The sequence below is a fragment of the Bacteroides clarus YIT 12056 genome (assembly GCF_900129655.1).
In the GTDB taxonomy this organism is placed as follows: domain Bacteria; phylum Bacteroidota; class Bacteroidia; order Bacteroidales; family Bacteroidaceae; genus Bacteroides; species Bacteroides clarus.
Genome location: NZ_FQWK01000001.1, coordinates 417006 through 442611 on the forward strand (window position 1 = coordinate 417006; position 25606 = coordinate 442611).

Genomic DNA, 25606 nt, shown 5'->3' on the forward strand with positions numbered 1-25606 from the left:
TCACTCGAAACGGGAGTATAATGTTGTTTTTAAGGATAATAATATTCTTCTATTGCATTACAATTGTGTGCGATGAAATTATAATCTTGTTGTTAACGGGCTATACGGGTGGATGCGGGCAGCTGATCAATCACTTCTACAACTTTGTATTCACCGCCTGTTTCATCGTAAAGTAGAGACGACATGCTATGTTCCCTCGGGTAGAGTACACCGTTTAGTGTCGGGCTTTCTTTACCGTAACTGAAATGTACGGGATTATCCGAATGGATAATGTTGAGAGCGGCAGGTCTCGAGGCATCCAGTTCGACATTGATTGTCCATTTACCTACTGTCAGCGTGCCGCCTGTCTTACGGATGATTTGCGGAGCCGTGTTGCCGGCATTCACTTGTATTACGGCGAGAATACGGGTTTTATCTTCTCTTTCGATACGTGCCGTCATGTGCCACTGATTGGGATATGTTTCTCCCGCTTTCATGGTGGCGGGGTCGGGATTGACGAGAAACCGGTCGGTCAGCGACATGCTGACGGGGTTATTGCAGAACAGTTGGGTCACGACAGTGTAGCCGGATTTATAATCGGCATGGTTGATTGTAAGTAACTCTTTGTTGAGAGACAATTGCGAGGGGCTGTGCAACAACCAGTCGTAGGTGACGGGTTCCGATGCTTCCAGTTCGTCGTAGATGAGGACGATACCTTCGGGATGTAGCATAAGTACATGGCGGCGGTATTTAGTAAGCGGTGTCTCGCCGAAGCCGTTTTCCGGGGTTTGCGTGATACCTGCCCGTTCAAAGGCTTGCACCCACATAGGGTCATCCGAGATGCCGCAATAGGCTTTCGAGGCATCGCCCAGGCAGTAGGTGATGTGTGCGCCCTCAAGTGTGCGCATAATGTTGCCGTAGCCCCGGGTGGAATAGGGCTGGCCGATGCCGTTCACTAAAATGGTGTTGTGTGCCCGCGAGTGGCGGTAGGACATCAGGTTGTGGGCATCATTGAAGTTCAGGTAATAGCCCGAACTGCGATATATCTCTTTTCCTTTGAACAATAGGTTGAAGGCGTTTTGGCTTGATGTGGTGTGGCTGCCTGAACCGAAGGTACTGGAACGGAACGACAGGTTCACGTCTTTCTCCGTATCCGTCAGACAACTATGCATAGTGACTTCGCCTGTGTCTTCGTACCACACCATTTTGGCGGCATCGGCAGGCAGAGAGGTGTCGTAGCGGCGTGTGGAGCACATACGGTACAAGCGGAAGAGCCGGTCTCCCTGCATGGTATCGTCGCATTCCGAGGCATACCATCCGGCATAGGAGTCGTTCAGTTCGCGTGCCAGAAAGTCGGCAAAGGCGACGCGCTGCCGTGCGGGCTCATCGCCCTGCTCACTGCCGTCGCCAAAACCGCTGCTTTTGGAGTGGGGCGGCCAGGTGTAGACAAGCGAGCGGCCTGCGCTCTTGTACCACGGGTGTTGCAGGAAGTCGGTGCCTGTGACGTAGGAGAAGAGCATCGGCATGTAGTGCAGCGTTTCGAGGTTGGCATTGAAGTATCCACTGCCGTTGTGCCATACGCCATCGCGGTTGAAGCCCGAGGCCGGGGCACGTGCCGTCCACAGTTCGTAATAGTATTTCAGCATGGGAAGCACTTCGTCGGCATAGACAGTATTGTCGTACAGCAGCAAGGCGCACTGGAAAATTACGCGCATATTCTGCTGCCAGAAGTGGTTGTCGAAGATATGGTTTTCTTGTGTTCCGCAATGTTGGGGGTAGTACCAGCGAAGCACGCGCATCATCAACTTCTCGATGGCGGCGCGTTCGTCCGGTGTCAGCCGGTTATAGAGCTGGTCGTAGATACGGGCATAGCAGATGGCAATGTCGGTAGAGGCGAAGTTGGACGCGAACAGCAGTGCGTCGCTTACAGGGTATGCAAGCATCTGCCGGAGCAGCCGGTACATGCAGTCGTTGTATTTGTCGTCCTGTGTCAGGTGCCAAGCGTCGTAGAGCGATTGCGTGTGTATGCACAGTGTTCCGGTATTTTCGTTAGGGTTCATCGTGGTGTAGTCGGTATTGAGCGCGTCTTGTGCACGACCTGTCAGCATCTTGTATTCGCGGTGTGATTTTACGTTCAGGCGGGCAGTTTCTATCTTCGGGTCTAAATAGCAGTGGAGGCGCGGATAGCTGTGCGGCATACGGCTTTGGAATTCGCTGAAGGCGGGGGTGACGAATACGGGTGTTTCGTCCGGTACTTCAAAGTGATAGGGTTCGCTCCATTCGCCTTGAGGTGTACCGTGGGTGTCCGCTTGGCGGAAACGCCAGTACCAGATACCTGTTTCCAACTTGCGGTGAGGGTTGAAGATGCACCATTCATCGGCTTCGGAACGCATGGTTTCTGTGGTGTTGAAATCTTTGCTGCGTGAAAGTTCGAACAGCAGACGCTCACCTGTCTTCATACTTTGAGGTACGATGAGGGGGGGCGGGTTCAGATAGAGTTCGTTATCTATTTTGGGGTAAGGGGCGGTACGTATTTTGTCATGATAGGCATCGGAGAGTTCGGTTGTTTCTTCTCCTTCGGTGCCGGGCTCTTCGGAGGAAACGGACGGTACATCGTCGTGACAGGCGGAGAGCGAGAGTAACAGTACTGCAAGGCAGAGGTGAGCGGCATGGCGGCAGAGGGGGGAGAATGGTGTTTTCATATGGTTTTGTTAGGTGATTAATGTTTTCGTCTGCAAGTGCTTGCAGGAGGCTGCGGAACTGATGGGTACAAGATAAAGGTTTCTTATATTTTGAAACAACTTCATTCTGTACGGGGGTACTGATAGAACCCCGTCCCACACGCGTTCGTAGCTACGGCGGGTGAGACGGGGATGATTAATTATCTTGTTGTCAGTGGGCTGCAACTTCTTATTGTGCCTTGCTGATACCATCAAAGATAGTGAGGACGGGGCGGATAGTGTACTGACCGATATTCTCGGTACGGTAACCTATTTTGTTTCCGATAAGTTGTTCTTCTCCTACTGTTATTTGAGTATCTTCCTGTACTGATATAATAGCAAGCTGGTCTGTATTATCTTTTATAATGCTGCCTGATGTGAGAAGATAACTTGCACCGGAAGAGTTTTGGAATTTACTTTCGCCTCTGGCTGCCAGCCATGCAGTATATATGGCTGCTATCTGTGCAGGGAAAGGATACTCACCTGCTCCTTTATTTTGAAGTTGTACATTTTCTCCATTGAGAACTACACCAACTATATCCCTTGTTTGAGCAGCGGTAGGTATATACCATGTGCTAACGTTCTCGGTGGATGCTAAAACATTTTCTGTTTTCCATGCTTCGAGCGCGGTTAATACAGGGGAAGCATAGTCCGTAAATTGTGCCAAGAAGCTGTTGGATTGGGTTATTCCATATACGTCATCGCCAAAGATTTCAGTGGCCTCTTTCGTTCCGTTCAATGTCGGAAGTTCATCGTCTCCTTTTAATTTTGCACGGCTGGGACAGTCAATTGCGAACGCATAGCCTGCAATCGTTTTGCTTGTCATGTCAGTTCCATTAGCAGACTCGGTATAGTTACTTGCTGCATCGTTTACTGATTTGCCACCGTCTGTTACCAATTTCCACACGATAGCTACCGCTTGGTCTGAATATGTTTTGCTCCAAGTACCGTTTTTATTGATAAAATCACCTACTGCTAAAGCGTTCGGGTCTACCATGCCATCGGGGAAGATTACGTCTATTGAGGTATCTCCGTTTTTTTGTGGCTCTACAGTGGCTTCTACTACTGTGTTTCCGGTCAGCGTGATACTTGTACCGTTCAATTTGAGTTCTCCACTACTTGCGCTGCCGTCATCGTTCTTCAGTTCGAATGTGATGTCATTGCCTGTACCTAAGCTACCTTGGTTTAAGCCTGCAAACAGGTATACGCTGAACCATTTTCCGTTCTCAACAGTGAGTTCGGAAGAAGATATACTTGCATAGTTGTCTTTACCGGCATGTCCGGCAGTCTCTCCCGTCATTACGTTGAAACCGGTGGGAGCGGGTAAATCTTTTATTATGATTTTGGTGTACTCATCGTAAGCTGATTGACCGTCCTTGAATGTGATTTTAGTGAAAGGGCGCTTCATCGTGATTGATGCGAGTGACCCGTTTCCTGTGACAGGTTCCAGCGAGCAGGCGTAGAAAGCATCAGCTACATCGCCCTTGAACATCTCGCTTCCGGCGTTGGCTGTATAGCTGATAGCTTTCAAGTCAGCCGTATTATAGATATTATCAGCGTCTGTGGCAACATCCGCCACTGTTCCTTTCACATAGTCCGCCCAGAAAAGGCATTTGTAAGCATCACTTGGTGCATTGAAAGTGAAAGTCACCTTCTCGCTTCCTGCTGCAACTTCCTGTACATATCTTCCGTCTGTAATGTCGCTGTTGTCGCTTGATTTCACTAATTGCAGAATGCAGCGCAGTTTATATCCGTCGGGGATAGTGGGTGCTACACGTGTCACAGGATCGTTCACCGGAATATTTACCGCTATCGATACAGTACCACCTCCTGTCTGGTCTTTACTTGAGATAATTTCATCCTGGCTGCATGAAGCTGCTATCAACCCCATTACGAATGCCATTGCTGTGAATAAGAAATTCTTTTTCATAATCAATGTGATATTAGTTGGTTAATAAATTTCATTATATAGTTAGTTTGGTTACTTAGTGGGATATACGGGAACCACAATCTCGTCTTCTCCGTCGAAGTCGGGATTGAAATCGATACCGCCATTGGGATCGGCCGTGAGGAAACCGTAGGTAACGGTAGTATTCTTGCCTGCCCATCCGGTGACATTGAAAGTGGCGGATGCCACTATCTTTTTATTGACTTCGATTTCCACCGTCACAGGGATGCGTGTCAGGGCATCGGGATCGGCAAATACGTAGTCGAAGGTTAGCGGATAGGTGGTTTGGTCTTTCAAGGCACTGTTCTTTATGGTACGTTCCTGCTGTAGGAACATCAGCCCGTGGCGGGGTATACGCTCCAGTACGTTATAGCCCATTTTGAGGTAAGATATATATTTGACGCGTACTATGAAGTTGTCACCTTTCAGCTTGCCGTCGCTAAAGAGCTTCAGGAACTTCTGTACATCGTTTGCCACAAGTTGGTAACGCATAACAGGACGTGTCAATTCCATGTCGAGCGACACCTGGGTATTCCACTTGTCACGATACTCTTCAAGGTCCAGTTGCGCCATACCGCAGAAAGCATCTTTGTATTCGTTGTTGCTACGGTAACTTTCGCTGCCGTATACGGTGAGCAGAAAGTTGTCGGTGGGATTGTAAAAGTAGTCTTCCGTTCCGGTAATATCGTTTTCTTCATTAGGCATTTGCACATAATCGCTCCATACGGCTATCTCGTAATTGCGTGCATGGAGTTTCATATTGACGGGGATAGTCAACTCATCACGTCCGTTGGCAATGTCCTGATAAATCACCTGACGCGCCACGCATATACGGTTCAAGTAAGCGTCGATGATGAATCGGTGGCGGTATTGAGGGGATTCTCCGGCTTCGGGACGAAGCAAGGCCTCGCCGCCTTCTTCGGCGGCAGGCATCTTGAGGTTGAGTTTTAGTTTGGCATTCAGTGTCACGGATGTAGGGTCTATGCCTATTTCTCCGTCTTCGGTCATCACTGGGTGTTCGTACAAACAACCTGTCATCAAGGCAGGCAACAGCAAGTACAGTAGATATGTAGTGAGTTTCTTTTTCATGGTTCTTCCTTTTTAAAAACGATAAACTAATGAGAGGCCTGCGCGAGTGATGCCCCAGTAATGACGGATACGGGTGTTGAGCCAGGCTCCGTTCTCTATATTATAGAAAGTATCGTACTTCATATTGGCATAACCGGCTCCGATATTGAATTCGACTCCCCAATGGGCAGAGAGGTCTGCTTTGTAACCGTAGCTGATACCGGCTCCGGCAAGGGGGCGTTTGGCTGTCTGGTAACGGTTGTCTTCCCATTTGGCATTGAACCATGCCAGGTGAGTGTGCAGTCCGAAGAAATGTCCCGTTCCTGCTTTTTTCAGCCACCAACGTCCTTCGGGCTGTAAAGCTATGCCACGGATGGCGTGCTCACGTTCAATATCGCTGATACTCCACATTATCGGGAAATCTATGGTGATGTGTTTGTGTAGTTGTACTTCCAGGGCAAGGTTCTGTACGGCAAGCGCATCGAAAGGAACGTTGGTCTTCAGTGCGATGTAACGACTGTTGTTGACTTTCTTGACAGGCTGTACTTTACGTTTTTTGTCGTTTTTTGGAGCGGCTTTAACTTTGGCGGATGTCTGTTTTTTGGAGGTTGGCGTCGCCGTTTTGGGGGCGGCCTTTTGTTCTTTGACAACCAGCTTGTTGATGACGGTTTTCTTGTTGATAACCGTCTTCTTTGTATCTTGTGCCCAAGTGGCTGAAACCATTGTGAGGCATAGTATCAAGATTACTTGTCTTAATAAATAGGTATTCAGTTTCATATACTGGTATTGTTCATAGTTTATAACTGTGTTTTTCAGTCGCTATGTTTTTCGTTACTTTTCCTGTTGACAAATGTATATGTTCCGCAGAAAAAAGGGTTTCTGTTTTGTTTACTCTTCGTTCGAAGCCGGCGAATTAGCTTACAATTCTGTTTAGAAGCCTTTCAGTATTGTGCATACTGAAGGGCTTACAGATATATATAGCATGATTTCTTACTGTTTCGGGATAAAACGCGATGCCGAAGTGTGTTCGGGCAGGGGGCCGTTTCATCCATGCTTCCGGTATTTCATTACGGTTGGTCATGATGTAGTTTCCCTGTTGGCATAGGTTCTATATCGGACATTTCATGAATGGTCCATTTACCGTCCATTACATCGAATAGCACGGAGGTGCTCGGTTCGCGTTTGTAGTCCTCACCTTCAATCTGGAGTGTTTTATTACCTAAGCTGAAGAGAACGCCGGTTTTAGGATCACGTATCAGCAGTTCGGCAGGTTGTGAAGGATCCAGTTGGGCTCTGAGCTTCCACTTTCCGGCAAGGACGAAGTCATTGGGATTGCCGTTCTTATCGTGTATTACGTTAAGGGGCTTGGCTCCGTCGGGTTGCAGGGTGATGACGGTAAGAATCCGATTGGCGGCACTCTTTTCGTAGGCGGCGGTCATGTGCCATTGATTGGGATATTCCCGGCCTTTGCGCATCTTCTTGGGGTCGGGAGCCGAGAAGAATCGGTCTGTCTGCGACAGTTTGCAGTCGGAGTTGCTGAATATCCGGGCGATAGAGGTGAACTTCTTCTCGGGATAGTAGGTGGTGAGAATCTTGTCCTTGCCGTTCTCATCGAACTTGAATTGTACGGGACTGTGAAGCAGCCAGTCCCAGCGTACGGGTTTGCCGGCTTCCAGCTCGTCGTAGATGACCACGATGTTGGGGTGCAGCAACAGGATGTGGCGGCGATACTTTTTTAGCGGTGTTTCGCCGAAGCCGTTGGCTACGGATTCCTCTACTTTTGCATTCTTGAAGTTCTTTTGCCACATAGGATAGTCCGTCAGGCCGCAATATGCGTTCGAGGCGTCACCGCAGGCATAAGAGATGTTTTCTCCCGACAACATGCGTACCAGCTTTCCGTAGGCGCGGGTTGTGAAAGGTTGTCCGATGCCGTCCACTAAAATAGTGTTATGGGCGCGGGTATGGCGGTAGGACAGCAGGTTGTGCGGGTCGCTGAAGTGCAGGTAATAGCCGGTGGAGCGGTATACGGGTACTCCGCGAAAGTGCAGGTTGAAGCTGTTTTGGTCGGAAAGCGTATGGCTGCCCGAACCGAACGGACTGGAGCGGAAACTGAGGAAAGTGTTCTCCCGATAACGCTTGAGGTTGCTATGTGCCAGCATCTCTCCGGTATCTTGCATCCACAGGGCTTTGGGGGCATCTTCGGGAAGTGGTGTGCCGGCAGGGTACATTTTGTCTGCACTGGCTATACGGTAGATACGCATATCCATATCGGCTGTCGCGGTCTTGTTTTCATTGCAATACCAGATAGCGTAAGGGTCTCCGGTTTCGCGGGCGATGTAGTCTGCCAGAGCCGCGCGCTGGCGGGATACGTAGTTGAAACTTTCGTTACCGTCACCGAAGCCGGCGCTCATGCTCCGGGGAGGCCAGGCATAGACAAGCGCTTTGCCCAGGTTTTTGTAAAAAGGGTGTTGCAGGAAGTCGGTGCCTGTGACGTAGGACATCAGCGAGGGAACGTACCACAAGGTTTTCACGTTAGAATGGAAGTAGCCCTGTCCGTTGTGCCATTCGCCGTCGCGGTTGAAGCCGGATGCCGGGGCACGGGCAGTCCAGAGCTCGTAGCAGTATTCCAGTATTTCTTTGGCCGTATCGTTCTTGTCGGCAAACATCAGGCCTATCTGCAACATCTCACGGTAGGCACGCTGCCAATAGTGGTTGTCGAAAATATGGTTTTCTACCCTTCCTTTACGTTGTACGTTGTGGTGATATTTGGCAATTTGAAAGGTGAGGTCTTCTATTTTCTGGAGCTCTTCCCGGTTCAATCGGTCGTAGCAGGCATCGTAGGTGTGGGTGAGGAGGAACAGTACATCACCGCAGTAGAAGTCATTAATCAGTTTCGGGTCGGGGGTGCTTGCCAGCAAAGCGCGTGTGTATGCCAGCATCTTGTCGGCATATCTCTGCTCGCCTGTGGCACGATAGGCGGTATAGAGCTGGTTGGCGTCCTGCCCCATCAAATTGGCCGCTTTATAGGGGGTGGGATGGGTCTCGTAGTTATTGTTCAAGGCTCTTTGGGCTCTGTTTGTAAGGTCTTTGTATTCCGGACTTGTCTGGATATTCCCTTTCGCTTTCTTCAGTCCCTCTTCCAAAAAGCAGTATATACGCGGGTAACCTTTCGGCATGTTTTTCATAAAGGCGTCGAAGGTAGGGGTCACGAATTGTGGGATGTCTTCGCTGACACTGAAGTTATAGGTAGCGCTCCATTCACCCGCTTTCCCGGCTTTGTCTACCGAGCGGAAACGCCAGTACCAGGTGCCGTTCTCCAACACACGGTGCGGATTGAACATACACCAGGCAAGGGGCTTGGATTGTAGGGTCTTTCCTTTAGGAAAAGTCTGTTCTTGTGACAGTTGAAATTCCAAATAGTCCGCCTTGCGCATCTCCACCGGTACTATCAGTGGAGAAGGATTCAGGTAAAGCGGATTGTCTTGCTGGGGATAGGGTGTGACACGTACATTCTCGTGCACTCGCTCTAAACCGGTTTTCTGTGCCAGTGCAGCCGGCGTTATAGCCAATGCGAACAGAAGCAGCAGTGTCCATTGGCGGATGAATTGTTTCTTCATGACGTTATGATTTGTAGTTTTTGATTTATGATTTCTCGACTTATGACTTTCAACTTCCGGTTTCTTTAGTATCCCGGGTTATTCTTACCGTTCAGAGTATAGTTGACCTGCATTTCGTCTTCCGGAATAGGGAAAAGCTCGTGCTTACCACTCTGAAAGTTGTTTCCGGCAGGGAAAGGTGTATTTCTATCGGTATTGACACTGGTTTGGCTGCCTATCAACTGCAATGCCTCTTTCAAGATGCCCCAACGGATAAGGTCGTATTTGCGTACCCCTTCGCAGGCAAGTTCAAAAGCGCGTTCCCAATAGAGAACGGTACGTATTTTTCCGGCTTCGTTGGAGTCGTCTATGAAATCGAGGTTTAATACCTGCGGGGCTTTCATCAGTTCGTTGTAATTGCCGGCATTTAATTTCGTGGCTTTTGCACGGTCACGTACCCTGTTGATCAGTTCCCAGGCTTTGGCTGTTTCTCCCAGCTCGTTGTACGCTTCAGCGGCCGATAATACTACTTCGGCATAACGTATGTAGCAGAAGTTGACATCGGTCGCATTCAGCTCATCGTATCCCAAAGGCATCCATTCACGTCTCCATTTGCCTACAAATGCATAGCCGGAAATATCTTTCTTGACATGTGTATGCTTTTCTTTGTCCCAGTTCCAAACGTGTGTGGCAACCATAACCTCACGGCGCTGGTCTGTCGCTTCATAGAAGTTGCCCCATTCGGGCAGGCAACGGTATTGTACGGAGGCGCGTCCCATGACATTGTTCTTTTCATTGCCGGAAACGATGGCTTGCGCTACTTGTACGCCTATGATTGAGCCGAGGCTGCCTTTGCGGTTGGGATATTGGAAAGCTATCTCGAACAGGCTTTCTTTATTATTCAGTATTTCACCGGAAAAACTCTTGAATAGGGCTTCATAACTGTTAGCGTCGTCTTCGTAGAATCCGTGGAACTTTCCTTCTTCTTGAAAGGCCTTCCATTCTTCTATAATCGCTTTGAAGTATTCCTGACGTTTATCGTTGTCGGGACGTTTCAGTGTACCGTCCATTTGGAGGCTGTAACCGGTACGTTGCAGCAGCACACGCATCAGCAATGCTCTTGCTGCCCCTTGTGTGGCACGTTCCGGTGAGGATGAGGCAGTACCCCACGCCAGATGTTGCTTGGCAAAGGTCAGGTCGCTGATTATCCGGTCATAAATTAGCTCACGGTCGGTACGGGGTTTGTAAGTGGCTTCGTAGCTCTTGCTGTATTCGGTTGCGTAGGGTACGTCTCCCCACATACGCACCAGGTCGAAAGAAACCATGGCACGTATGAACATGGCTTCCGCTACATAAGACTGTAATATTTCATTGTTCCGGTATCCGTCCATCCCCTGAATGCCTTCAATCGTATAGTTGGCACGGTTCAGGGTTTTGTACTTGGCCTTCCAGGCGGTGTTGACAATCTGATTGGCGGGAGTCATGATGTAACTGAAGATAGCATCTTTGGCATTGTCGTTCTGCACACGGGTAGAGTAGTAAATATCGTCCGCCCCCCAAAGATTGTAGTCCTCGGTCAACCCTTCATAGGTACCGATTACTGCCATTTCGGCATTTTCTTCTCTGATGAAATATCCGTCCTTTTCGTAGGTGTTTTCCGGTTTTTCCGTAAGCATATCGGTACAGGCGGATATGGATATGGCTCCCATAAAGAGCATGCTTGAAAAATATAGGTATTTAATTCGTTTCATATCGGCATTTGTTTTTATAAGATTTATAGGGTAAGGTTGAATCCCAGAACGAAGGAACGGCTGCGTGGATAGGAACCGAAGTCGACACCGCGCGTCAGGCCGTTACCTGATACGGATGTTTCGGGATCGAATCCGCTGTAAGGAGTCCATACAAAGAGGTTGCTGGCTGTGAAGTAGAGGCGCAACCGCTGGATGGAAAGTTGCCTGATGAGCTTTTTGGGGAAGGTATACCCCAGGGAGATATTCTTCAAGCGCAAGAAAGAGGCATCTTCCACTGCCCAGGAGTGGATGTATTTGTCTCCCTGCTCCATATCGTATACGCTGGCTATGGTACGTCCGGCATTGACGGCTGCCAGTTGGGCAGGGTCGGTTATCAGTTCGCCTGTCTGTTTGTTGATGTATGTCCAGCGGCTGTCTATATCACAGATGCCCAACACATTGTAGTTTCTTTTGCCGCTTTGGGTATTGGAAAGCTTGGTGGCGTTCAGAATCTCGCCGCCATAGCTGAAGTTGAAGAAGATATTCAAATCGAAATCCTTGTATCTGAATGTATTGTTGATACCTCCGTAAAAGTCGGGGGTGGCATTGCCGATAACGGTTTTGTCTTTCTCGTCGACCACTCCCTTGCTGTCGCCTGTGTCATCGAGGTTGGCGAACTTCCAATCGCCGGGACGCACACTGTTGCGGTCGCTTCCTTTATAGGGAATACCTTCTTTCAGGGTATATTTTTGAGTATCGGGGTCATAGTCGAATTCATCCACTTGATAGAGACCGATGGTTTTGTAACCGTAGAATTGTCCGATGGCTTTGCCTACCTCAATCTTGTGAGTCTTCTGTTGCCAACCGAAAGCGTACTCTTCGTAAAAATAGTCTTCACCCGAGAGCGCGCGAATCGTGTTCTTGTTATATGAGATGTTGAAATCCGTTTTCCATGAAAACTTTTTCCGCTGTATGTTGAAAGAGCTTATGGCAAGGTCAAAACCTATATTCTGCGTTTCGCCCACATTACGTATCATATTGGTGAAACCGGAAGAGGATGGAACGCGTGAGTTCAGCAGCAAATGGTCGCTGCGGTTCAGATAGAACTCCGGTGTGACGATGAGGCGTTGGGCAAGGAAACCCATGTCCAAACCGATGTTCAGCGTCTTATTGGCTTCCCATTGTAGGTCGATGCTGGGGATGCCTGAGGGAACATAACCTGTAATGATGTCAGAACCGTTGGGGTATTTTACGGAGTCCAGAGTTTCCAGTGACATGAAGTCGCTGATGCGGTTGTTTCCGGCAAGACCGTAACCGATACGCAGTTTCAAGTCGGAGAAGATGTTCAGCTTCTTGATGAAAGGTTCTTCCGCCATACGCCAGGCTCCTGATACGGATGGGAAGACGCCCCATTTGTGTCCGGAGCTGAACTTGGAAGAGCCGTCGGCACGCAAGGTGGCTGTGAACAGGTATTTATCTTTGAAGTTATAGTTGGCACGTGTAAAGAAAGAAATCATTCGGTTGCTGTTGACATAGCTTGAGGAGATGGAAGTGGGAACACCTGCGCCCATGTCGTTCAATCCCAAGTCGTCGTTGGTAAACTGGTAGGCATCCGCACGGAGTGATTTGCTCCAGCTGCCTATCCATTCCTGACCGAGCATCAAAGTGAGGCGGTGTTTTTTCTTATAGGAATTATTAAAGGTAAGTACATTGGAGGTTTGGAAGCTGTTGCTTTCGGAATATTGTATGTATCCGCCGATACTGGAACGTTTGGCGATAGCGGACAAGTCACCGTTGAACTGGTCGTTGCGGTTCAGCTGGTAGCGGGTACCGATGGTATTGCGAAAACTCAGTCTCTTTGAAAAGTTGAATGTGAATCCGCCATTGGCTTGCAGGCTGCGGGTAAAGCGCGTTCTGGCTTCTTCCTGTGCTGAGATGATGGGGTTCTGCATCGGGTTGTCCTGTTCATCCTCGAACATGGGGTCTTCACCGGAGAGCAAGTCCGTATCGGTACCTTTGATACCGCTCATGGGACGGTATTGGAGGATATGTTCCATCTTATTGAAACGCGTACTTTGTCCCGAAGTACCCATACCGTAGGTTTTGCCTTGGTTGTAATTGAAACGGGCGTTTGCCTGAAAGCGTGACGAGGCCTTGTGAGAGATATTGAAAGATATGTTATGACGGTAATTACCGCTGTATACCATGGCTCCCAACTCTTTGAAGTAGTTGTAACTCATGCCGTATTTCAGTTCTTTAGTACCGCCGGATATATTAACGCGATAGTTTTGAGAAGTGGTGATACGTCCTAACGCTTCTTCCTGCCAGTCGATACCTTCGCGGTTGGCATAGTTTTCGTCGATGTCTTGGAAAGAACCGTAACGGTTTTGGAAACCGGTCACCCCTTTGCTGCCGTCCAAAACATAGTTGCGTTCATAGTCGAGCAGTGCAAACTCTTTGGGAGACAGTACATCCAACTTTCTGGCTATTTTACTGACACCTATATAACTGTCGAAGCTGACGTTCATCTTGCTTGTGTCTTTGGGCCCTTTCTTGGTCGTGATTACTACTACACCGTTGGCGCCGCGCGCACCGTAGATAGCGGTGGAAGAAGCGTCTTTCAGAATGTCGATGCTTTCAATCTCTCCAGGGTCGAGGCCGGACATACCGTCTTCGCTGGGATAACCGTCAATGACGTAGAGCGGTTCGTTGCTTTGAGTCATGGAGATGCCACCGCGTACATTAATGGAAATAGAGGAACCCGGACCGCCTTCACTTTGTGAGATTTGTACACCCGCCACACGTCCTGCCAGAGCTTGCGCCACGTCGGAAGTGGGAGTTTGCATCAAATCCTCGCTTTTTACCGATACGACGGAACCGGTAAGGTCGCTGCGCTTGGATGTACCGTAACCGATGACAACTACTTCGTCGAGTAACTTACTGTCCGATTGCAGCGTTACGTCAATCCGTTTTTTCCCCTTTACATGTACTTCTTGGGTTCTCATTCCGATGAACGAAAAGACAAGGATATCTTTGGACGGATTGTTTACTTTCAGCGTATATTGTCCGTTTAAATCGGTAATGGTACCGACACCCGCGCTTCCTTTGACTGAGATGTTGGCGCCGATTACTTCCAATCCTTCTTCATCTATGACTTTTCCGGTGACGTTGATACTTTGCGCATACGTGCCTAAGGTTATGAAGAGGCACGATGTCAACAGGAGAATCTTTCGAATGTTTTCCATATTTAGAATCTTATAGTATTATGTTTGTAATCACTGATTTTCCGGTTGCTAAATTATGCCTTTTCTCCATACAGGACTTTTCCCCATGTATTTTGATGTTATCGGTATGTTGATTTAACTTTCAGTTTTGTGCATCCGGCTTTCATTTCTGTACAAACAGGGGGATATATATGGTATAAGCAACAGAAAGCCCTTTTCCAAGACTCGGAAAAGGGCTTTCTGTTGCTTATATCTATATGCGGATAGATAAAGGATAAAATACTCCTTATACTATCAATCAGGTTTATATTTCCAGTTCGGGAACTTCGTCTTTCAGTTCCGTCGTTTTACCGTTGTCGCGTACCACCGTTGTACCGTAATCTTTATAGCTTACGCTTGCATCGCATCCTTTGCGTGTGTTCCGCACCTCGAAAGAGGGTTTCCCGCCGGTGGAGATATTCGCTTTGATATTCCAGTCACCTATCTGAATGCTACCGTCTTTCAGTCTTTTGGGGGCAACCTGTCCGGCTTCCGCATTCTTGTCTTTGGCATGCGTATACACAATCGTTGCGAAACGATACACCTTTTGCTTATCCGATGTGGCGGTGAAGTGCCAATGGTTGGGATAGGGTTTGAACCGGCCTTTCTCGTCTGCACGCAGCCAGTTGACGGCAGGCACGAAGAATTGGTCGGTGGTATCCGTCTTTACGGTTCCGGCCGAAAAGAGATAAGCGTCCGATACGCCGTCTTTGCTGGTGGCCTGTACGTGTACATACTCTTTGGTTTTATCTACATTCATCGGATTGGTGACAGTATGCAGCAAGTAACTCCAAGTTACGGGCTCGGCAGCTTCCAGTTCATCGTATATGAAAGAATACCCGCTTTTGCCCAGCGTTACGATGTGGCGGCGGAATGTTTTCAGTCCTGTATCGTCCCAACCGTTTTCCGGAGAATATTCCAGGTTGCTTTGCTTGCCGCGCAGCAGCCATAGCGGAGAGATAACCTTTCCGTAAGCATTGGAAGCATCCCCCGCTACATAGCTGATATTGTCACTTACATAGTAGCGTGGAATCCAGCCGTAACCTTCCGTTCCTATACGTTGTCCCATGCCATTTACCAAGATAGTATTGTGGGCGCGGGTACCGCGATGGCAATAAATGCTGTGCTTATCGGTGAAACTGATGTGATGTCCGCTGCTGTAAAAGAGCGACTGACCGTTCCAGAATGTATTGAAGGCATTCTGGTTGGCTATGGCGTGCGAAGTACTGCCGTAAGGGCTGCTGCGGAAACTGAGCATGGCGCTTTTGCCGGTGTCGTCCAAATCGGTGGAGAACGAAGCCAGGCCGCTTTGCGGGAATACATGTCCCATGGGCAGGTCTTTCAAGCCCGGTCCGTTTGGCAAAGGTTTGTCGCATTGCAGGCGGAACCATGCGAGGCCACCGGCTTTCGAGGTGCTTCCTTGTTCGAGTATATCGGGCTGACGGGCGCTGATATGGCGCACATAGTCTGCGGCATACGTATTTCCCGTCATACGTGCCAAAGCGTCGGCGTAGCCTACACGCGTACCGCCCGGAGTCAGGATGTTCTGATGTGAGCTGCCGTTACCGCCCGATTTGGAGAATGGCGGTTGCTGGTAGATGACATATAGCGCATTTCCCTGATACCACGGATCGGAGAAGTAATTATAACCGGTAAGACGGGTATAGAAATAAGGCACTTCTACGAGTGTACGGAGATTGACATGGAAATATGAATCGCCGTTGTGCCAGGCTCCGTCCTTGTTCAGACCGGGGAAACGGGCGAGCCACAGGTTATAGCAGTAGTCCGTCCACTCGTCGGCTTCGGGCAATTCACCGTAAACGGTAAAGGCTGCCATGGTCAGGATACGGAAAGTCATTTGCCACACATGGTTGTCGGCAATGTGATTTTCCAGACGGTTGATGTCGTGCTTGTACATGCTGCTGCCGAAATCTTTTATTTCATTCAGCAGAAACTTGCGTGTGGCATCGTCCAAAACATCATACAGCGCATCGTATGCCATGGAGCAGAGAGACAGCAGGGTAGCCTCGTTGAAGTCGCCCACCACATTCTTGTTGTCTCCCCACGTAGCCATTTCCTTGACACGCTTCACGGCTTCATCGGCGTAGCGGCGGTCTTTGGTGAGCAGATAGGCGCGAATCAGTACGTCTGTGTTGGCTTCTTCGCTGTCGACGATGCGGCGGCTTTCACGAGTGAGCATGGCGTTCTTCTGCACTTCGTTGGTCAGTCCCTTCGCCAAGTCCGAATTGATGTCGTTTACGGACTTCATCGGCGTAGCGAGTACCCTGTCGGCACGTTTGAGGTAAGTCTTGCGTTCAATCTTTCCCTCGCTGCGCTTTATGAAACCGTCCCATTCATCCTTGTCGAGCCATACGCGGGGATGGTGGGCGGGCAGGTTTTTAAGTACGACTTTCAGAGCGGGCGGACAGAATTTATGCGGATTGGCTTCTACTGTAAATTGTAACGTATCGCTCCATTCGGTCTTTCCGTCCGTAACGTAGCCGTATTGCCAGTACCATGTACCCGGAGCCAAATCTTGTTCGGGATTGAAGAAAGGCCAGCGTGTTTCCGTTTGCACGGTATTTTCCTGTCCGAATGCCGGGCTTTGTGAGTAACGCAGGAAGTAGCGCAACTTACTCTTGTCTATTTCCTTTTTGGGAGTATTCTCTTCCGCGCCGTCCAATCCGCTTCGCAGAATGTTGAGGCTTGCGGGCAACGGCCATTGAAAAGATACGGCGCGATCACTGACCGTAGCGCCGTTCAGCGGTGAGGGAGTTGCGCGCATTTCGTGCATCAGCGTCGTATCGGAGAGTTTGATTGTGGCCTTTCCGGGAGTTTGCGCCTGTACGCAGACTGCCGAAAAAGTGAGTATGGTAATTGATAGAATCTTATTCATATGGAATAGTTGTTTGAGGTTAATAAAAATATGAATACGGTATTACTCAAATTCTTTCGGAATAAACTGTAGTGTTGAAATGCGTCCGGGTAAGGGGTGCTTCTTCATCCATTCCTGTAACATTTGGCGGTGTTGGAGAAGGATGTTGCGGTACTTGCTTTCAATGGCAAGATTACACATTTCTTTGCGGTCGGTCTGCATATTGTATAGCATTTCACGGTTTATCCCACTTTCGTACAATACATATTTGTATTTTGGAGTACGGACTAACCAACCACGCGTACCGCCTGTTTGGAAAAAATAGGTTTCACTTACCACATAAGGCTGATGGGCCTTTTGTGTGTCACCTTCCTCGACGATGGAACAGAAACTTACGCCCTGACAGTCTGCAGGTACTTGTGCTCCTGTCCATTCACAGATACTTGGCAACAGGTCTACACCGTTGTTGATGAGTTGTGGCAATACTTTGCCGGCATTCTTGCCTTTAGGTAAGCAGACAATGAATGGTATGTTCGTAACTTCTTCATAGAGTACAGTCTTTTGATTCCAACGGTGCGCTGCTGCCCCGTCGCCATGATCACTGGTGAAGATAATAACAGTATTTTTCCATAGATTCTGTCTGTCTATCTCGGTAATGATTTTTCCTATTTCGATATCTATATGCTCTACAAGACGATAGTATGCATTGAGATACCGCCGCCAATCGTCAGGAGTGTAGTTACCGGTTGGGTAGATACGATAGCTAAGTGCTTTTTCGCGTACCAATACATCGGCATCATAGGGAGATACATTGAAGTTTTCGGGCAAATTGGGGCAGTCTTCTATTCGGGGTTCTTTTACGGTGGCAAAAGGCAATGTCTGTTTACGTGCATATTGACAGATATTGTGGGGATTGTCAAAAGACGCAACGAGAAAGAACGGTTTGTTATGTTTGCGCTGCAGAAAATTTACGCAAGCTTCTGCCAGTCCGAAATCATTGTGACCATGAAGATTCTCGAAACCAAAAGCATATTTGCCCGGAAGCGATCCGGTATGTACATGCCACTTGCCGGCGTAGGCGGTAGTATATCCGGCTTGTTCTACAAGACTACCTAAGGTACGGGTGCGTAACGAATCGGGCATTGGAGTGCCGTTCTTGTCCAAACCTACCTCTCCGGAAGTATGTCCTGTAAACATAGCGGCCCGTGAAGGTCCGCTTAAGGGATGTGCGCAGTAAGCATTGTCGAAACGGATGCCCCGTTGCGCCAGCTTATCCATATTAGGAGTATGTAAGTCTTTGTTGCCTGCACAGCTCATGGCCTTGGCTGTCTGCTGGTCGGTCATTATATAGATGATGTTCGGTTTTTCCTGTGCCGGAAGAGCGGCAGGAAAAACGGTACTTATCATTAAAAACGGTTTCAGTGTATTCATTGCGGATGTTGATGCTTTGTATTTAGCGGAATTGTACTAAGCAATTAGGAGCTGGTGATAAAAAATATTATTTATACGCCGTCTGGTAATTGGCCGTTTTGGGAAGCACCTTTCCCGGTACGTCATGCAATTTGGGACGTGTCGGTCTGATTTTATACGTATTCATATACTTCTCGAGAATGTCACGATGTTGCTGCGCCACTTTCTCGTAAGCGTTTTCCATCATCAGGTTTCTTGTTTCGCCTCTGTCGTTCTTCATGTCGAACAACTGTTCGCGGTGTCTTCCCTTATCGTACAGTACATATTTGTAGCGCTCGGTACGTACCATCCAGCCTCGTGTTTTGCTTCCGTCGAAACGCGTTTCGGTAATGACGTAATCCTGATGGGGAGCTTGTGGGTTACCTTCTTCGGCTATTTTGCGGAATGATTTTCCGGCAGCGCTTTTGGGTAGTTTGGCTCCTGTCCAGTCGCAGATGGTGGCGAAGAAGTCGACGCCGTTGCTGATAAGTTGCGGCAACTTCCCGCCTGCGTGCTTCTTGCCGGGCAGGGTTACGATGAACGGAATGTTGACCACTTCTTCGTATAAGGCCGATTTCTGATTCCAGTGGTGAGCGCCTATGCCGTCTCCGTGGTCGCTGGAGAAGATAACGACGGTATTTTCCCACAGGTTGTTTTTGTCGATGGCATCGACAATCTTACCGATTTCACGGTCTACTTTCTCTACCAGGCGGTAGTACGTATAGCGGTACATACGCCAGTCTTCGGGAGTAAAGGTAGCGGTGGGGTACACGTTGAAGTTGTTGGCTCTTTCGTTTTCGATGACATCGGCGTCGTACGGATTCTTGGCGAAGTTGGGTGGAAGTCCCGGACAGTTACGCAGTTCCGGTGTGTCTGTATTGCCGTAAGGCAGGTTCTGGCTGCGCGCATATTCGCAGATGTTGTGCGGGTTATCGTACGAAGCTACCAGGAAGAAGGGCTTGTTGTGCTTCTTGGACAGGAATTTCACGCAAGCTTCGGCCAGTCCGTCGTCGCTGTGCTTGTATATCTGGTCGAAACCGTATTGCTTGTCGGGAATATCGAGTTCGGGCACATGCCATTTGCCGCCGTATGCACACTCGTATCCGGCATTCTTGACGAGCGTACCCAGTGTCTGTGTCTTGAGAGAGTCGGGAAGCGGAGAGCCGTTAACCGACAAACCTACCGCATCGGGATAATGCCCCGTAAACATGGAGCCGCGTGAAGGACCGCTCAGCGGTGCGGTACAGTAAGCGTTCTGGAACATGATGCCGGCGGCAGCCAGTCTGTCCAGGTTGGGCGTGTGCAAATCCGGATTTCCGGCGCAGCTCATGGCGTTTGCCGTATGCTGGTCGGTAAAGATGTAAATGATGTTGGGACGTTCGGCAGCGTATGCCATTGATGAGCTGAGCAGGGATAGGCAGGCTATGTGCTTCATTGAGATTTGTTTTACCATATTATTAGTTTTATAATTGATTTCGGAGATTGTTTCCTCGATTGCTAAATTACGCCTTTTTCCATGTATCTGCGAACTCTAATGTTTTTTTTATGATGCGGAATGTTTATTTGATTGTCAATTTTGTACAGTCAGCTTTTAAATTTGTGCTAAATGCTCTTACAGCCGCTTGAATCCGTCTCGTGAGATGGTTTTTTTCGTCTTGCGGGACGGTTTTATTCATCTCACGGGATGGATTTATTTATCTCGTGAGACGAATTTATTTGTCCCGCGGGATGATTTCATTTGCTTCTGCTCTCGGTTTGCATTATCTTTGCCGCACCTAAAAAGAAAAGTGAATGATAGTTTGTATTGCCGAAAAGCCTTCTGTGGCGCGTGACATAGCCGATGTACTCGGAGCGAAAGATAAGAGAGACGGATACATCGAAGGAAACGGATACCAGGTGACCTGGACGTTCGGCCACCTCTGCACCCTTAAGGAGCCGCACGAATACACGCCCAACTGGAAATCGTGGAGCTTGGGCAGCCTGCCTATGGTTCCGCCCCGTTTCGGTATCAAGCTTATCAGCAACCCTACGTACGAACGCCAGTTTCACGTGATTGAGAACCTCATGCAGCATGCCGACATGATTATAAACTGCGGTGATGCCGGACAAGAGGGAGAGCTGATTCAGCGTTGGGTGATGCAGAAAGCCGGTGCGCGTTGCCCGGTGAAGCGTCTGTGGATTTCCTCGCTGACGGAAGAAGCCATCCGCGAGGGATTTGCCAAGCTGAGGGATGCGTCCGATTTCCAGCCGTTGTACGAGGCAGGGCTTTCGCGTGCCATCGGCGACTGGCTGCTGGGTATGAATGCCACCCGCCTGTACACCATGAAGTACGGTCAGAACCGGCAGGTGCTTTCTATCGGACGTGTACAGACGCCTACGCTTGCGCTAATCGTAAACCGTCAGCTCGAAATACAGAACTTTGTTCCCAAACAATACTGGGAGCTGAAGACAGTGTATCGGGATACCACTTTCTCCGCCATTCTCCGCAAAAGTGATGAAGAACTGGTATTGGAAGCGGAAAAGCAGAAAGAGGGAACCGCCGCCAAAGCCGCAAAACCCGAAGAAAACCGGGGGATAGAACCCATCACCGACCGGGAGCGCGGAATGGCTCTGCTGGAGCAGATAAAGGATTCTCCTTTTGCCATAACGAACGTCACCCGCAAGAACGGCAAAGAGGCTCCGCCCCGTTTGTTCGACCTGACGTCCCTGCAGGTGGAGTGCAACAAGAAGTTTGCTTTCTCCGCCGACGAAACGTTGAAAACCATACAGTCGCTTTACGAGAAGAAAGTAACGACCTACCCGCGTGTCGATACCACTTTCCTCAGTGACGACATCTATCCCAAATGCCCCGGCATACTGAAAGGTTTGCGTGATTATCAGACATTGACCGCCCCGCTGGATGGAGCTACGCTGCCGAAGTCGAAGAAAGTGTTCGACAATTCGAAGGTTACAGACCACCATGCCATCATTCCTACCGGCCAGCCTCCTCAGAACCTGACGGATATGGAACGTCGCGTATTCGACCTGATTGCACGCCGTTTCATTGCCGTATTCTATCCGGACTGCCTGTTTGCGACGACTGCCGTAATAGGTGAGGTGGAACAGATCGAGTTCAAAGTTTCGGGTAAGCAGATATTGGAGCCCGGCTGGCGTGTGGTGTTCGGTACACTCTCGGAACGGTCGCAAGAAGAAAAAGAGGAGAAAGGCGGAGAAGATGAAAACGTGCTCCCTGCGTTTGTGGTGGGAGAGAGCGGTCCTCATCTGCCGGATTTGTACGAAAAGTGGACGCAACCGCCACGCCCTTATACCGAGGCTACCTTGCTGCGCGCCATGGAAACCGCCGGTAAACTGGTGGATAACGACGAACTGCGCGACGCTTTGAAAGAAAACGGCATCGGCCGTCCTTCCACGCGTGCCGCCATTATCGAAACGCTCTTCAAGCGTAACTATATCCGTAAGGAGAAAAAGAACCTGATAGCCACCCCTACGGGTGTGGAGCTGATTCAGATTATTCACGAGGAACTGTTGAAATCTGCCGAGCTGACCGGTATGTGGGAAAAGAAATTGCGTGAAATAGAAAAGCGTACCTACAACGCTTCGCAGTTTCTGGAAGAACTGAAGCAAATGGTATCGGAGATTGTGATGAGCGTCCTTTCCGATAACAGCAACCGTCATATCACCATACAAGCCCCTGCGTTGGAAAAGGGCGAAAAGACATCTGCCGCATCAGCTTCCGCTGCCGGTAAACCGAAAAAAGAGCCAAAGAAAAGAGCGCCGCGAAAGTCCGCGGCAAAGAAAACGGAGCAAACGGCCGGTGAGAATCAGCCTGCCGATGCATTGGTTGGCACACCTTGTCCGCTTTGCGGAAAAGGAACGATTATTAAAGGAAAAACGGCTTACGGCTGTTCCGAATGGAAAGGCGGCTGTACATTCCGCAAGCCGTTTGAGTAGAGCGGTAGCCGGATTATAGTCCTTTCTCGGCTATATATTTCCACAATGGAGCGGCCATCAGCGCTTGCTTTATCTCTCCTTTTTGCAGCAGCTCCTTTACTTCTGCAAGCGTAAGCAGATGTACGCTGAGGCTTTCCGTATCTTCCAAATGCTGCTCCGAAATCTTTTCCACATCGGTAGCCAAAAAGCAATACGTAATATTGGTATGGGTACTCGGGTTGGGGGAGATTTGCATGTATTCCTGCCACGTACCGTTGCCGTAGCCGGTTTCTTCAAGCAGCTCCCGCTGTGCGGAAATCAGCGGAGAAGCATCTTCTTCCTCACATACGCCGGCACAAAGTTCATAGGATGTTTCTTGCAGACCATGTCGGTACTGGCGGATAAAAACGAATTGCCCGTCGCGCGTGATGGCGATGGTATTTACCCAATCGGGATATTCCAATATGTAATAGGAAGGGATATGATTACCGTTCGGCAAGACTACATGGTCTTTGCGTACGGTGAGCCACGGGGCTTTATGCAGGTACTCGCTGGAAATGATTTCCCAGGGGCTGTCGGAATCGTTCATAGGTTTCATGATTTTTATACTTTGAATAATATTCCGCCTATATTGTCCATCGACGCTCCGGTGACGGATGCAAGGCAGCCGGGTTCGTCTGCCATGTAGAGCGCACCGAGAAAGGCGAATATCAATGCTTCTTTATATTCTATAATCTGTCGGCCGGGGATTACGATTTGGCAGGGGCATAAGGCTTCAATCCGTTCTACGAGGAATTTATTGAATGCTCCGCCGCCTGTAATCAGCAGTTTGCCATTACCCGCTGAAGACGGATTGGCGTTGATGATGCGGAATATCTGGAAAGCGGCGTGCTCGTAGAAAGTACGCAGCTTGTCTTCCAAACTCAGTCCGTATCGTTCCAGCATGGGGTAGACTTGTGTTTCCACCCACTCGCGTCCCAATGATTTAGGGCCGGACTGGTGGTAGAATTCCATTCCGTTCAGTTCGTCCAGCAACGGTCGGCAGATAGCGCCACGGCGGGCAATCTCTCCGTCACGGTCGAACTCCAGACCGATTTGGCGGCAATAGTGGTTGATTACGTAATTCACCGGGCTTATGTCGAAAGCGATACGTTTGCCGTCTTGCTCGAACGAGATATTGGAAAATCCTCCGATGTTCAGGCAGTAGTCATAGTCGGCGAAGAGCAGGCGGTCGCCGATGGGTACGAGCGGGGCGCCTTGCCCGCCCAGCATGATGTCCAGCCTGCGGAAGTCGGACACCGTGGGAATACGGGTTTCGGCGGCAATGGCCGCACCGTCTCCAATCTGGTACATGATTTTCCTTTGCGGTTCGTGGAAGATGGTATGCCCGTGCGATGCGATGATGTCCGGCCGTACGCCGAACTCCTGCATGAACTCGTTGACGCGCTTCCCGAGAAATGAGCCATAGGCGCTGTGAAAGGTGATGAATTCAAGCGCGCTCATATTTTGCGCGCCTGTACCCAGTTTATATTTCAGTTCTTCCGGATAGCCGTAACCTTTGGCGCAGTCGATGTGAAATGACCATTTGCCCGCTTTGCGGCGGAAGGTACAACAGCAAACGTCCAGCCCGTCGAGCGACGTGCCGGACATAAGACCGATAGCTTGTATCTGAAAGTCGTCCATATCAATAGTTCAGGTGAAATTCAACAACTGCTTCAATGCCTTTGCGCAGAATATCCAACGGGATATTTTCGTTGGGAGAGTGAATGGCGTTGGATTCCAGGCCGAAGCCCATCAGTATGGTTTTAATTCCCAATACCTGCTCGAATGTGGAGATGATAGGAATACTACCGCCGCGACGTACTGCCAACGGTTTCTTGCCGAAAGCTTTGGTGAAGCCTTTCTCCGCCGCCTGGTATGCGGGGAGCGTGATGGGGCATACATAGCCTTGTCCGCCATGCATGGGAGTGACTTTTACCTGTACGGTATCGGGAGCGATAGCCATGATATAATCGGCAAACAGTTGCGAAATCTTATGGTGATCCTGATGCGGAACCAGCCGGCACGATACTTTGGCATAGGCTTTGGAAGGGAGTACGGTTTTGGAACCTTCGCCCGTATAGCCGCCCCAGATGCCGCATACATCGAAAGACGGACGGCAACTGTTACGCTCCAGCGTGCTGTACCCTTTTTCTCCGAAAAGGGCGTTTACGCCGATGGCTTTTTTGTATTTCTCCTCGTCGAACGGGATGCGCGCTATCATTTCACGTTCTGCCTGCGGTACTTCTTCCACATCATCGTAGAAGCCGGGAACGGTGATGCGTCCGTCGGCGTCCGTTACTTTGCTTATCATCCGGCAAAGTACATTGATGGGATTGGCTACCGCACCGCCGAAGTGTCCGGAGTGCAGGTCGCGGTTCGGGCCGGTCACTTCTATTTCCCAATAGGCAAGTCCGCGTAGGCCGGTAGTCAGTGAGGGGAGGTCTGCGCCCAGCATGCTGGTGTCGGAAACGAGGATTACATCGGCTTTCAACAGCTCTTTATGCTCTTGGCAGAAGCCCTCGAGGCTGGGTGAACCAATCTCTTCCTCTCCTTCAAAGATAAACTTTACGTTGTGTGTCAGCAGGTTGTTCTTTACCAGATATTCAAACGCTTTTACCTGAATGAAAGACTGTCCTTTATCATCGTCCGCGCCACGTGCCCAGATATGGCCGTCACGTACTTCCGGTTCAAAGGGGTTGCTTTTCCAAAGCTCCAGCGGTTCGGCGGGCATCACGTCGTAATGTGCGTATATTAATACTGTTTTAGCTTCCGGGTCTACAATCTTCTGTCCGAATACGATAGGATTGCCCGCAGAAGGCATTACCAACGCTTCGTCCGCGCCCGCTGCGAGCAGCAGTTGGGCCCAGCGTTCTGCGCATGCCAGCATATCGTCGTGATGTTCGGGTTTGGCACTGATACTGGGAATACGGATAAGGCTGAACAGGTCTTCCAACATCCTGGACTCGTTCTCTGCAATATATTTCTTTATTTCCATATAATGTAAAG

General features: G+C 49.5%; 14 protein-coding genes. 1 reads left to right on the forward strand and 13 read right to left on the reverse strand.

Annotated features, from left to right (window positions below):
- Positions 1-92: 92 nt before the first annotated feature.
- From BUB52_RS01530 to BUB52_RS01575, 10 genes are all read right to left on the reverse strand, one after another.
- Complete coding sequence (locus BUB52_RS01530; RefSeq protein ID WP_009123143.1) at positions 93-2681, reverse strand: DUF4962 domain-containing protein; 2589 nt, start codon at positions 2679-2681, stop codon at positions 93-95.
- 208 nt (positions 2682-2889) lie between these two features.
- A complete protein-coding gene (locus BUB52_RS01535) occupies positions 2890-4629 on the reverse strand; it encodes a DUF6562 domain-containing protein (RefSeq protein ID WP_009123144.1) in 1740 nt (579 codons plus the stop codon).
- Between the two features lie 51 nt (positions 4630-4680).
- Positions 4681-5736: a DUF6562 domain-containing protein gene (locus BUB52_RS01540; RefSeq protein ID WP_009123145.1), complete on the reverse strand. Its 1056-nt coding sequence runs from the start codon at positions 5734-5736 to the stop codon at positions 4681-4683.
- 12 nt (positions 5737-5748) lie between these two features.
- The gene (locus BUB52_RS01545) at positions 5749-6492 is read right to left on the reverse strand and encodes a DUF3575 domain-containing protein (RefSeq protein ID WP_009123146.1); all 744 of its coding nucleotides are present in this window, start codon (positions 6490-6492) and stop codon (positions 5749-5751) included.
- Positions 6493-6782: 290 nt separating this feature from the next.
- Positions 6783-9332 carry a DUF4962 domain-containing protein gene (locus tag BUB52_RS01550; RefSeq protein WP_009123148.1) on the reverse strand — a complete coding sequence of 850 codons (2550 nt, stop codon included), beginning with the start codon at positions 9330-9332 and terminating at the stop codon, positions 6783-6785.
- A gap of 65 nt (positions 9333-9397) precedes the next feature.
- Positions 9398-11062, reverse strand: a complete 1665-nt coding sequence (locus BUB52_RS01555) for a RagB/SusD family nutrient uptake outer membrane protein (RefSeq protein WP_039951102.1) — start codon at positions 11060-11062, stop codon at positions 9398-9400.
- 23 nt (positions 11063-11085) lie between these two features.
- Entirely contained in the window at positions 11086-14286 is a 3201-nt protein-coding gene (locus tag BUB52_RS01560) for a SusC/RagA family TonB-linked outer membrane protein (protein ID WP_009123150.1), read from the reverse strand.
- Between the two features lie 283 nt (positions 14287-14569).
- Entirely contained in the window at positions 14570-17200 is a 2631-nt protein-coding gene (locus BUB52_RS01565) for a DUF4962 domain-containing protein (protein ID WP_009123152.1), read from the reverse strand.
- Between the two features lie 42 nt (positions 17201-17242).
- Positions 17243-18610 (reverse strand): sulfatase family protein, encoded by a 1368-nt coding sequence (locus tag BUB52_RS01570; protein WP_009123153.1) that lies wholly within the window; start codon positions 18608-18610, stop codon positions 17243-17245.
- A 67-nt stretch (positions 18611-18677) separates the two neighbouring features.
- Positions 18678-20081, reverse strand: a complete 1404-nt coding sequence (locus BUB52_RS01575) for a sulfatase family protein (protein WP_050792292.1) — start codon at positions 20079-20081, stop codon at positions 18678-18680.
- Positions 20082-20419: 338 nt separating this feature from the next.
- Here BUB52_RS01575 and BUB52_RS01580 point away from each other — a divergent pair, with 338 nt between their 5' ends.
- Complete coding sequence (locus BUB52_RS01580) at positions 20420-22579, forward strand: DNA topoisomerase 3 (protein ID WP_009123155.1); 2160 nt, start codon at positions 20420-20422, stop codon at positions 22577-22579.
- A 13-nt stretch (positions 22580-22592) separates the two neighbouring features.
- Here BUB52_RS01580 and BUB52_RS01585 read toward each other — a convergent pair whose 3' ends face one another.
- From BUB52_RS01585 to BUB52_RS01595, 3 genes are read right to left on the reverse strand one after another with little or no spacing between them, the layout of a single operon-like run.
- Entirely contained in the window at positions 22593-23156 is a 564-nt protein-coding gene (locus tag BUB52_RS01585) for an NUDIX hydrolase (protein WP_009123156.1), read from the reverse strand.
- A 5-nt stretch (positions 23157-23161) separates the two neighbouring features.
- A complete protein-coding gene (locus BUB52_RS01590; RefSeq protein WP_009123157.1) occupies positions 23162-24241 on the reverse strand; it encodes an anhydro-N-acetylmuramic acid kinase in 1080 nt (359 codons plus the stop codon).
- Between the two features lies 1 nt (position 24242).
- The gene (locus tag BUB52_RS01595) at positions 24243-25595 is read right to left on the reverse strand and encodes a dipeptidase (RefSeq protein WP_009123158.1); all 1353 of its coding nucleotides are present in this window, start codon (positions 25593-25595) and stop codon (positions 24243-24245) included.
- Between the last annotated feature and the right edge of the window lie 11 nt (positions 25596-25606).

Bases quoted from the DNA above. Each gene is read 5' to 3' on its own strand.
- BUB52_RS01590 (WP_009123157.1), bottom strand. From the start codon at position 24,241: ATGGACGACTTTCAGATACAAGCTATCGGTCTTATGTCCGGCACGTCG.
- BUB52_RS01530 (WP_009123143.1), bottom strand. From the start codon at position 2,681: ATGAAAACACCATTCTCCCCCCTCTGCCGCCATGCCGCTCACCTCTGC.
- BUB52_RS01540 (WP_009123145.1), bottom strand. From the start codon at position 5,736: ATGAAAAAGAAACTCACTACATATCTACTGTACTTGCTGTTGCCTGCC.
- BUB52_RS01580 (WP_009123155.1), top strand. From the start codon at position 20,420: ATGATAGTTTGTATTGCCGAAAAGCCTTCTGTGGCGCGTGACATAGCC.
- BUB52_RS01550 (WP_009123148.1), bottom strand. From the start codon at position 9,332: ATGAAGAAACAATTCATCCGCCAATGGACACTGCTGCTTCTGTTCGCA.
- BUB52_RS01565 (WP_009123152.1), bottom strand. From the start codon at position 17,200: ATGAATAAGATTCTATCAATTACCATACTCACTTTTTCGGCAGTCTGC.
- BUB52_RS01570 (WP_009123153.1), bottom strand. From the start codon at position 18,610: ATGAATACACTGAAACCGTTTTTAATGATAAGTACCGTTTTTCCTGCC.
- BUB52_RS01545 (WP_009123146.1), bottom strand. From the start codon at position 6,492: ATGAAACTGAATACCTATTTATTAAGACAAGTAATCTTGATACTATGC.
- BUB52_RS01535 (WP_009123144.1), bottom strand. From the start codon at position 4,629: ATGAAAAAGAATTTCTTATTCACAGCAATGGCATTCGTAATGGGGTTG.
- BUB52_RS01595 (WP_009123158.1), bottom strand. From the start codon at position 25,595: ATGGAAATAAAGAAATATATTGCAGAGAACGAGTCCAGGATGTTGGAA.
- BUB52_RS01575 (WP_050792292.1), bottom strand. From the start codon at position 20,081: ATGGTAAAACAAATCTCAATGAAGCACATAGCCTGCCTATCCCTGCTC.
- BUB52_RS01555 (WP_039951102.1), bottom strand. From the start codon at position 11,062: ATGAAACGAATTAAATACCTATATTTTTCAAGCATGCTCTTTATGGGA.
- BUB52_RS01585 (WP_009123156.1), bottom strand. From the start codon at position 23,156: ATGAAACCTATGAACGATTCCGACAGCCCCTGGGAAATCATTTCCAGC.
- BUB52_RS01560 (WP_009123150.1), bottom strand. From the start codon at position 14,286: ATGGAAAACATTCGAAAGATTCTCCTGTTGACATCGTGCCTCTTCATA.